Origin of the sequence: Bacillus arachidis (genome assembly GCF_030285945.1) — a bacterium.
In the GTDB taxonomy this organism is placed as follows: domain Bacteria; phylum Bacillota; class Bacilli; order Bacillales; family Bacillaceae_G; genus Bacillus_A; species Bacillus_A arachidis.
Genome location: NZ_CP127376.1, coordinates 2,869,438 through 2,882,069, shown reverse-complemented (window position 1 = coordinate 2,882,069; position 12,632 = coordinate 2,869,438). Strand labels below are relative to the sequence as shown.

Here is a 12,632-nt window from a genome sequence, read left to right as displayed (position 1 = left end):
CCATTTAAGGGTTCTTTTGTTTTGTTGATTTTTTGACTTGATGATCTTTTCCACATTCACACATTTCATTCATAATTTGAATTAAAGATTTTCCATATTCACTTATTGTATATTCAACTCTTGGTGGAACTTCTTTATATACAGTACGATGGATGATTCCATCAGCTTCAAGTTGTCGCAATTGTTGCGTCAGAACTTTTTGTGTAATATCTGGGATTGCACGTTTCAGTTCGTGTGTCCGTTTCTTTCCGCTCATGAGAATACATAAAATACTACTCTTCCATTTTCCTCCGATGACTTCAAGGGTGGTAGCGATAGGAAAGTTATGATTCTGATTCATCTATATATTACACCTCCATAGGTACTTTGAGGTTCCTATAGTACCTGAAAGTACGTACTTTTCAATTATATGTAACTAACACATACTAATACTTAAGGATTTCATTTTTTTATAAGGAGGAAAATAATCGATGAAAACACTTGTAATTGTAGCACATCCTAATATTGAAGAGTCGCGGATTAATAAAAGATGGAAAGAAGAATTGGAAAAGTATTCTAATGAGATAACAGTGCATGAATTATATAAAACAGCTCCTAATTGGGAATTCGATGTTGATTATGAACAGAGGTTATTATTAGAACACGATCGTTACATATTTCAATTTCCGTTCTATTGGTATAGTTCACCACCATTATTAAAGAAGTGGTTTGATGATGTGCTGACGTACGGCTTTGCATATGGTTCTACAGGGGATAAAGTACGTAATAAAGAGTTGGGTTTGGCGATTTCTATAGGGGGATTAGAGACGCAGTATAAAGATGGGTTTACAATGAACGAACTAACAAAACCATTCCAGGCGACTTGTCTATATACGGGGATGAAATTTATACCAACATTTACGTTGTATGGAGCGGAATATCAACTAAAGGATGAAGATATTGAGAGCAGTGCAGCTAAGTATATTAACTATATTATGAATAAACGTAATCTTTATATATGATTTAAAAATATTCCGGTCCTTTTATAGGTATCGGGATATTTTTTATGTAAGTAAACGTAATAATAAAACAGTAAGTCGAAAAAGATGTAATATTCATGAAACAAACTCCTTTTCAAGTTGATTCATACATGTAAACGCCGCAATAATTTTTGTGCGATTTTTTCATCCAGTTCAAATTGTTTAATAGTTACGTCACAACGGATGGTACCATCACTAAAAACTGGGCGTAAGAATATTTCGATATTTATTTAGTTAATACAACTGAAAGCTGATGGGCAAGTCTCTGCGATTGATGAACCGTTTTTTGAGAAACAAGTCAATCATTCTCGCCACTCCACGTAAAGACTTTCTATATCATTTTTCCTAATAGCTAATTACTCAAAATTATTTATATTTCCTTTTTATTTGAACTCATTTAAGGTGCAATTCGAAGGAATTCATCTATAAATTCCATAATTAGAGCATAAACAAAAAGAGTGATTGGCAGTGAATTTACAATTAAAGCAAAACTTCTTTTAGCTAAATTTTCTTTACTGAACATTGAAACGATGCTCAAGGGAATGCCAAATAAGGAAGCAAAAAACGCAAGTGATATAAAGACACTTAGGATAGATTCCACACTCTCGTCCAAAGTTATAGATGAAATGAATAAGGAGGTTGGTATAACAATAATCGTAGTCAGTGCTGTAAAGAACGAGATTTTAGAGAACATCTTCAGATTTTTCCTTTCCAAAAAATTCACCTCTCTTTACAAAAATTATATCATAATGGGCTTAAATTGGTAATGTATGAATAGACCGCAAAGCTATCGGAGGAATATATTTTGCCGCCTTTGGGTCAAAATCTCTTATTAACTTGGTTCTGTTGCAAGGTTTTTTAAACTAAACTTCCCATTCTTTTTCTAATAGGTGTTTTTCCATAACAAAACCTCCACATGTAGTGTGTAAAGAGATTATCTCATGGGTTATATACAAATGGCTGGTGGGAAATATTTGACGCTTACTTATGTAATGGATTGGTTTGGAATAAGGTTTGAACAAATGGATTCTTTTTGTCTGGATGAACATTTCATTTTATAAAAAAGTTTGCTTAAAACTTATGTAGAAGCCTCATTTTTATGTACGTAAGGTATTTTATATTCTTGATCGCTACTCAATATAAAAGGCCCCTGAATAGAAAAAAGGGACCTTTTTCGTAACTAATTTATATGAGATATGACTTGTTCGGTTGAAAGTTGTTATGTAAGGGATATGTCATTGGCTTTTGAAACTTTCTTACCATCTTTATAGTCAAGGCAAGAAACTTCAATTAATAAACCATTAAATACTGTAAAGTAAAACCCGTAACTACTACCTCTCATTGTATAAGGTTCCTTATCTATTTCGATGCCTCCAGCAACTAAACGATTATATGCTTGATCAACTTCACTTGAAGTTTCCACCAAAAAACCAATGTGAAAAGCTTCAGGATATGTAACAGCCTTGTTTCCCTTGAATGCTTTTGGATCACTTAACACGAGAATAAATCCATTTTCATCACTCATGACTACAAGAGCTTTTCCTTTTTGCTCTAAAAATTGGAAATCAAAAAATGTTTCAAAGAAATGCCTAGCTTCTGATAAATCATCAACACATAGATTCAAATGATTTAACTTCATTCAATCATCTCCTTTTAAACAGGAATTAAGCAGAAATATATTGCCTTATACGAGTAACACCTGAATGGTAAAAGAAAAGTATTAGAGTGTTACTGATATGATTTTTTTATGATTTATAGTTCAGGCCACTAGACTATATATATGCTACATAACATCATAATTATTCTGTAGTTATCTTTACTATCAATATGAAATTGCTTTTTCCTATACGGGTACAGCAAAAGAGACCAAATAATGAACTTTTTATTCAATAAGATGCAGTTGTGGATTTGAAATAAAGTCGCGATGTTTTGAATAAAGTCACGACGTTTCTAAAAATGTTACGGTATTTTTTCCCTTAGATAATTTTTGTCTAAGGGTAGGTTTCTTTTTTAACTATAGGAACAGATTTGCTTAATAAGAAAATAATAACGGACTGAATCTACACCTGAAGTTGCATGGAAATTTTATCCTTAAATTGTTATATTTAATGGGGATGGTTCTTATTATTTGGCAATAGATGAACAGATTAAGTTAAGAGCCTACTGAAATATTAATCCTAATAGATTTTAGATATAAGGAGGGGGAGTTTATTTTAAAAAAATTACTGCGAAAGATTGGTTATCCCAATTGTGTGTTAATAGGGCTCATTTTACTATTATGGATCAGTTCTTTTTTTATTGGTGGTATATTTGGTGCGTATTCATGGGCAATACTCAAATTAGTTTTACCTATCATAGGAGCACTAGGATTATTAATTAATTTTGTCATGTTTATCATTTTAATTGTTAAAAAGAAAAAAAGTTTAAAGTTGTTTATCAATGTAATGATAAACATAGTATTAATCTTTCCAATTTTAATGACCATGAATATTATTCCCTGTGCTTATCCAAACAATATTAAGCGTGCACAACCATCTATAACGGTAAGTTGGCCTTTAGCTGAAAAAACTGTAGTTGGTTGGGGGGGGGATAGTGTCAAAGATAATTTACCTCATGCAACATGGGCATCAGAGAGATGGGCATATGATTTAGTAATGGAACCATATAATATTAAAAGTGATAGGAATGAAGATTACGGAATATGGAATAAAGAAATTCATACGCCGGTTTCTGGAATAGTAGTTGCTGTTTCAGATGATGAAGCTGACATTAAACCAGGATCAGAAAATTTTAATTCAATGGAAGGAAATCATGTGTACATAAAAATAAAAGAAACAGGTACTTATCTTTTACTTAACCATTTTAAAAAAGATAGTATCTCTGTTCAAGTAGGAGATCATGTAAAACTAGGGGATGTAATAGGACGTGTTGGGAATAGCGGTTCATCTTCAGAACCTCATTTACATATTCATCATCAAAGACAAGATCCAACTAAAGTTATACACCCTGTCTTAGCAGAAGGATTACCTCTCTTTTTTAAAGGTATAAACGGTGACTTAATGCCGAAAAAAGATGCTGTTATAAAACCCCAAAATACTCCATTGAAGTAACCATTTTTTATTTCGGAAAAATTACATCTGAAAGATTAATCGATTTGATTCAGTTAACGAGCACTAATATTCAACAAAACGAACCTAAAAATGATCAAACATTTTTATAAACAATAATCATCAAATAACAAATCGAACTCATATTTTGATCAATCTTTTTTCAAAATGTGAGTTTTTCTTATGTTATAAATCCAGCGTTTGTAGTTCCATTTTAATCAAACACTATTTCAAACCGACAGCAGTTCTTTATTTGGATCGTTTTTCTAGGATTGATTTGTAAAATTAGAAAGCACCGTGAAGAGATTAATAAATCTGTTAAAATCCAGCCTTTGATGCATAATGCACATAATGGTTATATAGATTGCAAGAATGCAAGTAGTGTGATCTAGCAAAGTGTTTCGAGAAATGCTATGGATTTCCGCCTCCATCTTAAAATGAATCAGGAAATTCTCAAAAAAAATGGGTATTCAACCTAATGAAATTAAATGCTACAAAAACAAAAAAGTTGAACTTAATTACCGCAAATAAATTTGGTGAGAAAAATTTCGTTTTGGGGGTAATTCAACATCTTAGCTTGATGGAGATAGGCGGCATCCTTATATGCAAAAACAGAGGGGGATATGCATCCCCCTCTTGTGTCCAACCAATATTATTCATGCTCTTCCATCATTTTCTCAAACGCAGCAGATACTTTTTCAAATTCCTCATCACTCTCAATGTATGAGAATTCACTATCTTCTTCTACTTTTAAAAAGAAGATATCAATGTCTTCCTCTGTTTCCGTTTCAATGTCTTCTACAAAGCCAACAGCAATGTATTCTGCTCCTTCGACATTCATCGTTCCAAGCACTTCAACTTCCTGCTCCTCATTACTCTCATCGCTAAGGGTAAAAATTTCGCCTACTTCAATTTCAGACATATTTATTCTCCTCCTGTTATACTCTAAAAAATAGAATGTTCAAATCGTATACTTACTAGTATATCTTTCCATAAAATATCAAATTAATGCGCAAAGTACAACAATTTCTTGCTGCTTCAGCATAAGAAGTAAACTAAAAAGATATCATCTGTGAATATGAATGAATACATTTTGGGTTCTCGTCATATGCCCACGAACTTTAGAAATGGGTTGCGCCAAAAACGAAAAAAATGAGTCGAATTCTCATAAATAACTGTAAAATAATAAATTTTTCGTTTTGGGGACATTTCAAATGCTTGAGGTTAAAAGTGCATTACTGTTCTCTTATGTTAATGAGAAAGGGTGTCGTGCTTTTTATGAATAGGCATAAAAACAAGAGTTGTTTGTATTTACCGAAGCGTTATATAGATGTATGTCTCACGCTACACTTAATTAATTCGCTATAGAAGTAGGCGGAATGAAACGGAAATGTAAATGCTAGGAGCACCATTTTTTATCTGTATGTTTACGGTTAAATTTTCATTAAACTGAAAACATTTTATTCTAGAACTGAAAGGGATTTAATGGGGGTAACCCGAATAGTATAATTTCAGATGTTTGTACTCTATGATTGGTAGTTTTAACTTTTGCATAGAAAGGCGAACACAATGTGTAATCTTACAACGGTTCAAAACATATTTGGTTCCTCCAAAAAAGTATTAAATGGGTTACCAAATGCAGTAACAATTGAAGAAATTGAAGAAGATGTGCTGTATGATCTTCAAAATTATAAAGAGAAGATAAAAAGATTTGTAGAGGTTTGCTCAAGTTGGAAGGTAAAAAGAGCGAGTATTTTACTAGATAAAAATTTTAACAGTTATACTCCGAGTGCAAAAATATTACGTGAATTTGGTTTTCAGCTTTATGCAGCAAAAATAGAAGTGTTTCGCAAACTTTCGTGTATCGTAGTTCCAGAGAAACAGTATAATTTTCGCTCTATAGATGAAGGGACATTGTCTGGAGAAGAATTTAAATCACTTTGGGAGCGATGTACGCTAGGGTCAGATAATAAATCATCCATTCTTAATATCAATGAACATTTTTACGCTATACAAGCAGAATTAGGCCAGGGTTGGGAAAAATCATGTATTGCCTTTTATGATAAAGAGCAACCGATTGGAATATCTATTCCTCATATTGAACCTGGTACGAAGGAGGAAGGACGATTATTTTATTTCGGATTATTGCCAGAGGAACGTGGAAAAGGACTTAGTGCTCATATTCATCTTCAATCTTTACGTTTGTTAAAGCAAATGGGAGCTACCTATTATATAGGAAGTACCCATATGACAAATGAAAAAATGCAAAAGGTTTTTTTGAAAAACGGATGCTCTATAAAGGCAGAAACGGAATTGTATTGCAAAACTTTTAAATAGGTTTAGGGGCTGAGAGGATAAAAAAAGTTCGGTATATGACCGAACTTTTTTTATCTGTTTACTACTTCAATAAAAGATGTATTCCCATTTTTCCTCATAACGGAATGGAAATTGTTATTTTCTAACGTTTCAGCAACTTGTTTCAATTGCCTTACATCATCGTGATGAATCAGTAGGCTGTCCGCGCCACTTTCTTCAATATGAATATGTTCAACCTTACCGATAGCTTGATTTACGGCTTGTAAAAAATCGTGTTTCATATATAAAACCTCCTATTATACGGGTGTTTTTATAGCATTCCCTTATTTATAAAAATTAAAAGAGAATACAAGTAAGGTTCATTTTATATAACCTCCAATTTGTAGCAGGTTTTTGTTGTGTGAAAATAAAATATGTATTAGGAAGAAGGATATGTAAAAGGAGGATGTATTTTACTTGGATATATTGCTGTAGACCATAGTGAAAACCCGAATTGGAATGCCAATGATCCATAGCCTAAGGTAGGATATCAACCGTTTTACCGGATGGATATTACAGAAGTGTATGATTTTAGCGGTGAGTACGAATCGAGTAGTATGGTATTTGTGCAGAGATATTAGTTTCAGCATTATCGGTGTCGGAGAAATAAGGATTGCTTTTTTATAATATAAAAATTAAAGGAGTTTCCTTATGTTTGTCAAATAATATTAACGTTGTCTTATTTATAGAAATCTCAAATACATTTGCAGAGTGGGAATAGGAAAAGTGGATATTTCAGAAATTATTGAACAATTAATTGTTAATGAAGTCATTGATCATTATCCAAAAGGGTGCAAGAGATTAACCGGCGGTACTACAAGTAGACTGTACCTTATAGAAGGAAATGAGCCGTGCGTTGTAAAGTTGAATGAACCGAAAGTAATTGGAGAAGAGGCTTATTTCCTTAAATTTTATGAAGACAAAAGTGTATTTCCTAAGCTTTTGTATGTAGATTCACTCAATAGATATATGGTCTATTCATTTATCCCTGGTTCCACAAGTTATGATGTTGAGAATAAAAAAGATATTCTTTTTACACTTGTACAGAAAGTGATTCATACATATAAACCAGCTATGAAAATGGATCAGTGGGGATGGAAAGAAGAACCGGTAGACTCTTGGCAGGTCTTTCTTTTAGAGAGGGTGATGGAAGCTAATGAAACTGTAAAATCCTATATAACAGAAGAAGATTTTCATACTGTTCTTAATTTAGTACACAGTCCAAATAGAACGAGATATAGTAATCAACCATATTTATTACATGGGGATTGTGGATTTCATAATTTTATATTTAATGAGCATAAACTATATGGTGTGATTGACCCTCTGCCAGTTTTGGGAGATCCAATATATGATTTCATTTATGCATTTTGTTCGACGCCGGAAGATCTAACGAAGGAAACAATAGGCGAGGTAGTAGAAAAGAGTGTATTTCATAATAGAACGAGAAAAGTTTTATATGAAGAAGTTGTAATCGTTTTATATTGCAGATTAGACACTTGTATGAGACATCATCCTGAAGATTTAGAAGCTTATTTACAAGCTTGGCATTATTGGATGGATCAAATTCATTAACAATGAAAGATTGATAGATAAAAAAATAAATAGGGACAGGAGAATTTTTATGAAGAATTTTGTGTGTACAACGTGCGGCGTGCAATATGCAGCGAGTACAGAAGAACCAGTGAATTGTATGATTTGTAATGAGGAGAGGCAATATGTGAATCCGAAAGGGCAATCTTGGACAACACTTGATGATTTACAAGCGAGCCATACATATCAAAATGAAATCATTGAAGAAGAAACAGGGTTATATAGCATGACAACAAAACCAGAATTTGCGATTGGTCAAACAACTTATTTGGTAAAAACAGAATCGTATAATTTGTTATGGGACTGTATTACATACTTCGATGAAACTACGATTGAGAAGGTGAAAGAATTAGGGGGATTAGATGCAATTGCGTTATCCCATCCGCACTATTATTCTACTCAAGTAGAATGGGCGGAAAGATTCGATGTACCAATCTATATTCATGAAGATGATAAACAGTGGGTCATGCGTCCAAGTAAACATATTGTTTTTTGGTCAGGAGAATCATTGCAATTATCTGATGAACTCACTGTGCATCGTCTAGGCGGACATTTTAAAGGTGGTTCTGTTTTACACTGGTCACAGGGGAATGAAGGGAAAGGGATTTTATTAACAGGGGACATTATTCAAGTTGTAGCGGATCAAGAGTGGGTGAGCTTTATGTATAGCTATCCAAATTTAATTCCGTTACCTGCAAATAAAGTAGAAGAAATGACCAAAAGGGTAAAGTCACTTCCTTTTAATCGTTTATACAACGCTTTTCACCGGGTAGTAAAAGAGAATGCAAATGAAGCTGTAGAACGTTCGGCACAGCGCTATATTTCAGCATTAGAAGGGAAATTATTTCATACATAAGAGGGGAAACGGAAATGAAAACATTAGTATGTTTTGGTGATAGTATTACAGATGGTGAAACATTCTGGAATGGCGAACCTAGATTAACACCGCGTTTACAAAGTCTGTTTCCTGAGTGGAAAGTGGTAAATGCAGGGGTTTCTGGTGACAATACGTTTGACGCATTAAAACGAATAGAAGAGGATGTCTTATGTTACGAGCCAACATTTGTAACAGTCTTTTTCGGTGCGAATGATGCAGCATTTCATAAACAAGTATCACTACAAGAATATGAAGAAAATTTAATTGCGATTGTGAAAAGAATTTCACCAGAAAAAGTGCTTCTCATAAGTCCAGCACCAGTGGATGAGGAAAGGCAGTACGCAAGAACAAATGAAGTATTATTACAGTATGCGGAAGTAGTAAGAGAAGTGGCAGAACAAACAGGAGTTCATTTTCTTAATCTACATTCTCACATGATTGAAGAATTAGATTATAAGAAATTCCTAGAAAATGAAGAGCGTGACGGCTTACATTTTAATGCTGTTGGTTATGAATATTTATCTGAGTTAATTGGAAGTGAATTGAAAGAGATTTTTAAATAAGTGTTCAAATGAAAAGCAAAGCTATGAGTAGCTTTGCTTTTATGATTTTCTTTTGGGTCTACGCACTAATTCACCACCACAGTTTGGACAAACATGATTTGTTTTTTCCGTGCACGGTGCACAAAATGTACATTCGTAAGTGCAAATATAAGCTTCCGAATCCGTTTGAAGTGAAGCATTGCAAGTTTGGCAGTTTGTTTTCATTTCTAATGCCATATGATTCCCTCCTGATTGTATGAATCTTTATAATTTAATGATAATATAGGTTGGAGAATATGTCCTTTTCATATGAAATTATATTTGGAGGTTAGCCTAGCGTTTGAAATGAAATATGATATTTGATTTACGAATTAATTATGTATTTAAAATGAAATAAGAGGTAGAACAACAGGGGGTACATGTTTTGTTAGAGAATAATAATTTTTTGGATACAAAAACTGATGTGAGTTTTAATAGTTTACGAGCTGACTGTGAGAATTGCTTCAGTTTGTGCTGCGTTGCATTACCTTTCGCAGCTTCGGCAGATTTTGCAGTTAATAAGGATGCTGGTAAGCCTTGCTCTAATCTGCAATCAAACTTTCGTTGTAGCATTCATAAAAATCTAAGGCAGAAAGGTTTTAAAGGATGTACTGTGTTTGAGTGTTTTGGTGCAGGACAAAAAGTTTCACAGGTTACTTTTGAGGGAGTTGACTGGCGGAAAGATTCAAAACATGCCAAGAAAATGTATGACGTTTTCCCAATTATGCACCAACTTCATGAGATGCTGTGGTATTTGAATGAATCTTTAGCGTTAAAAGCGACACGTACGATTCATAAGGAAATTTGTGACGCAATTGCAGAGACAGAACGACTTTCTCAGCTTAGTCCAGAATTGCTGATGGATTTAAACATTCCATCACACCGAGCGTATGTAAATGAACTTCTATTAAAGACAAGCGAATTAGTATGGACGGAGTCATGTTACAAGTATAAGAGTTCGAAAAAAAATAAAAGGATTAATCATCGAGGAGCAAACCTTATGGGGGCAAAGCTTAGAAAGGCAGATCTTAAGGGAGCAAATTTACGAGGAGCATACTTAATTGCAGCTGATCTTCGAGGAGCAGATTTAAGAATGGCTGACTTTATTGGTGCCGATTTACGAGACGCTGATCTTCGTGGGGCAGATCTTACTGAGAGTGTTTTTCTGACTCAAGTTCAGGTTAACGCAGCGAAAGGGGATGTCAACACGAAATTACCAAGGTTGCTTTCTCGTCCGGCACACTGGTCTGCTTGAGGAAAAGATAATATGTAAATGTTTCATAACAATTACCACTTAGGATAAACCTAGATTATTCATTTAGCGTAATTTCTAATTGAGGGGTGTTAAATAGAGTGAATTTGAATTCTTGGAAATATAAAACCACAAATCATTATTTTGACTACTTAGATTTTCACGATTGCTGTGTTGAAGAAATAAAGATTGAAAAAGATATGGCTATTTTTGAATTTGAATTTGTTTATATTTCCAAAATTCATCCTCTCAATCCTTATAAAGTTGCAAAGGCAACGGATAGATGCAAACTTACTTTTAAAGGTGTAACAATGATTAAACCCATTATCCATTTTGATGATGGAATTGATAAGGAAGTCCCAATAGTTGAATTGGAAGAAATGGAGTTTTTGACTTTTAGCCAAAGTTCAATTAGAAATAATTTTATTTTTGAAATGTTCGGCACCGATTGGAAAACAAAACAATTTTGCAGTATCAAACTTAAAGCAAACAACTTTACATTAGAATGGAATAGATTCACTGAGGATGCTTGGTATGTTTGACATTTGTAAATAAGGATTTAAAGAAGTGGATATAAAAACAGGCCCAATATACTTCTGATTATTGTCAACATCAATATTTAACAGTGTATAACAGAAATTAAAAACACAGGCTGGAGTATTATACAGCCTGTGTTTTTTACTATTGTTAGCCCTTCTTTTCAAGTGTAGTAATCACTACACTAAATATAATCAGGGCACCACCAATAAAGAAGTTGCTGTTTAATGTTTCATTCAATAATAGCCACCCTAGTAATGAACCAACGATGGGCTGAAAAAAGAAAAATAATGAACCAATGCTGGCATCCATTAACTCAAGTCCTTTATTCCAAAGAAAAAAGGCACCTGCAGTGGAGATGATTCCTAAATATAGAATACCTAAAATGATTGTGGGATTTAAGTTTTCAATTGGATTTGATTGTAACTCCCAAATCATGCACGGTGTAATGAAAAATAACGAAAAGAATATTGCATACGTTGTAATGACCAAGGATGAAAAACGGCTAGAAGCAATTTTTACATAAATAGATAGTAAAGCCCATGTAATCGCAGCTCCAACTAAAATGATTGTGCCAATAAAATAAGAACCCATCTCTATATCCCATCCGATGACAATTATGACGCCTATTGTAGCTAAGATGGTAGAGAGTATTCTACGTGCAGTTAGTTTTTCTTTCAAAATCAAAGCAGCAAATACAACCATAAATGCTGGAGTGGCTGATGTAACTAAAGAACCTGTGTGAGCATCTGATAATTTTGTTCCAACAAATTGGCATGTAATTGAAATAAAATAGCCAATGAAACCGATCCAAGCAAAAAGTAACCAGTCTCGTTTATGAATAAGGAGTTTCTTTTTATTTTTTCGTTCTGTTATTTTCAAAATAATATATAGAACGAAAAAAGCGATGATAAAGCGAAGCCAGACGAGTGTAAGAGGGGGAACAAAGTCTAGTACATATTTACTGACAACGTACATACCACCCCAAATACTTGCTGCAAGTGATAAACATATGGCACCTAAAATTGTTTGTTTCATTGTGAAATACCTCCGTCTATTTGTAGGATTCTTACAAGTCCTAAGACGAGGCGTATTTTTTATAAAAATATAAGCATGCCCGCCTTAGATTATAGACGGATTACAGGTTGATCATTTTCGAAAAGGTTGCTGTAGTACATAAGAATTTCTCCTCTCAATATTTTGAATTTGTTTATCGTAAATAAGTTTTATAATACAATTATAACTTAATTTTCAGAATATAGGAGAGGTAAAATGAAATATGTTGTGATTCAGTCTCACATTAGTAATTAT

General features: G+C 33.4%; 14 protein-coding genes and 2 pseudogenes. 9 read left to right on the top strand and 7 right to left on the bottom strand.

What is annotated here, in order from left to right:
- Positions 1-4: 4 nt before the first annotated feature.
- Positions 5-340, bottom strand: a complete 336-nt coding sequence (locus tag QRY57_RS16420; protein ID WP_286015593.1) for a winged helix-turn-helix transcriptional regulator — start codon at positions 338-340, stop codon at positions 5-7.
- 130 nt (positions 341-470) lie between these two features.
- Here QRY57_RS16420 and QRY57_RS16415 point away from each other — a divergent pair, with 130 nt between their 5' ends.
- Complete coding sequence (locus tag QRY57_RS16415) at positions 471-1,001, top strand: NAD(P)H-dependent oxidoreductase (RefSeq protein ID WP_286015592.1); 531 nt, start codon at positions 471-473, stop codon at positions 999-1,001.
- Positions 1,002-1,094: 93 nt separating this feature from the next.
- Here the strand turns inward: QRY57_RS16415 and QRY57_RS16410 are convergent.
- Positions 1,095-1,234 (bottom strand): annotated as a pseudogene (locus tag QRY57_RS16410) (enoyl-CoA hydratase); the annotation flags it as partial.
- Between the two features lie 1,004 nt (positions 1,235-2,238).
- On the bottom strand, positions 2,239-2,658 hold the full coding sequence (locus tag QRY57_RS16405; protein ID WP_286015591.1) for a VOC family protein: 420 nt from the start codon (positions 2,656-2,658) through the stop codon (positions 2,239-2,241).
- A gap of 613 nt (positions 2,659-3,271) precedes the next feature.
- On the opposite strand from QRY57_RS16405, the gene QRY57_RS16400 reads away from it, so the two are divergent.
- Complete coding sequence (locus QRY57_RS16400; protein WP_286015590.1) at positions 3,272-4,129, top strand: M23 family metallopeptidase; 858 nt, start codon at positions 3,272-3,274, stop codon at positions 4,127-4,129.
- 649 nt (positions 4,130-4,778) lie between these two features.
- Here QRY57_RS16400 and QRY57_RS16395 read toward each other — a convergent pair.
- Entirely contained in the window at positions 4,779-5,048 is a 270-nt protein-coding gene (locus QRY57_RS16395) for a DUF1292 domain-containing protein (protein WP_026593224.1), read from the bottom strand.
- Between the two features lie 647 nt (positions 5,049-5,695).
- Between QRY57_RS16395 and QRY57_RS16390 the strand changes: the two genes are divergently transcribed.
- Positions 5,696-6,463: a GNAT family N-acetyltransferase gene (locus QRY57_RS16390; protein ID WP_286015589.1), complete on the top strand. Its 768-nt coding sequence runs from the start codon at positions 5,696-5,698 to the stop codon at positions 6,461-6,463.
- Between the two features lie 50 nt (positions 6,464-6,513).
- On the opposite strand, the gene QRY57_RS16385 is transcribed toward QRY57_RS16390, so the two are convergent.
- Positions 6,514-6,723, bottom strand: coding sequence for a hypothetical protein (locus QRY57_RS16385; RefSeq protein WP_286015588.1), 210 nt, complete (start codon positions 6,721-6,723; stop codon positions 6,514-6,516).
- A gap of 141 nt (positions 6,724-6,864) precedes the next feature.
- On the opposite strand from QRY57_RS16385, the pseudogene QRY57_RS16380 reads away from it, so the two are divergent.
- The 4 genes and pseudogenes from QRY57_RS16380 to QRY57_RS16365 all read left to right on the top strand — a co-directional run.
- Positions 6,865-7,053: pseudogene (locus QRY57_RS16380) on the top strand (NUDIX hydrolase); the annotation flags it as partial.
- 154 nt (positions 7,054-7,207) lie between these two features.
- Positions 7,208-8,056 carry an aminoglycoside phosphotransferase family protein gene (locus QRY57_RS16375; RefSeq protein WP_286015587.1) on the top strand — a complete coding sequence of 283 codons (849 nt, stop codon included), beginning with the start codon at positions 7,208-7,210 and terminating at the stop codon, positions 8,054-8,056.
- A gap of 49 nt (positions 8,057-8,105) precedes the next feature.
- Positions 8,106-8,930: an MBL fold metallo-hydrolase gene (locus QRY57_RS16370; protein WP_286015586.1), complete on the top strand. Its 825-nt coding sequence runs from the start codon at positions 8,106-8,108 to the stop codon at positions 8,928-8,930.
- 14 nt (positions 8,931-8,944) lie between these two features.
- Entirely contained in the window at positions 8,945-9,514 is a 570-nt protein-coding gene (locus QRY57_RS16365) for an SGNH/GDSL hydrolase family protein (protein WP_286015585.1), read from the top strand.
- A gap of 39 nt (positions 9,515-9,553) precedes the next feature.
- On the opposite strand, the gene QRY57_RS16360 is transcribed toward QRY57_RS16365, so the two are convergent.
- Positions 9,554-9,730 (bottom strand): DUF1272 domain-containing protein, encoded by a 177-nt coding sequence (locus QRY57_RS16360; protein ID WP_286015584.1) that lies wholly within the window; start codon positions 9,728-9,730, stop codon positions 9,554-9,556.
- A gap of 187 nt (positions 9,731-9,917) precedes the next feature.
- On the opposite strand from QRY57_RS16360, the gene QRY57_RS16355 reads away from it, so the two are divergent.
- Both QRY57_RS16355 and QRY57_RS16350 read left to right on the top strand, forming a co-directional pair.
- A complete protein-coding gene (locus QRY57_RS16355; RefSeq protein WP_208019462.1) occupies positions 9,918-10,787 on the top strand; it encodes a pentapeptide repeat-containing protein in 870 nt (289 codons plus the stop codon).
- A 98-nt stretch (positions 10,788-10,885) separates the two neighbouring features.
- Positions 10,886-11,326 (top strand): hypothetical protein, encoded by a 441-nt coding sequence (locus tag QRY57_RS16350; protein WP_286015583.1) that lies wholly within the window; start codon positions 10,886-10,888, stop codon positions 11,324-11,326.
- Positions 11,327-11,471: 145 nt separating this feature from the next.
- Here the strand turns inward: QRY57_RS16350 and QRY57_RS16345 are convergent, their stop codons facing one another.
- On the bottom strand, positions 11,472-12,359 hold the full coding sequence (locus tag QRY57_RS16345) for a DMT family transporter (RefSeq protein WP_286015582.1): 888 nt from the start codon (positions 12,357-12,359) through the stop codon (positions 11,472-11,474).
- Between the last annotated feature and the right edge of the window lie 273 nt (positions 12,360-12,632).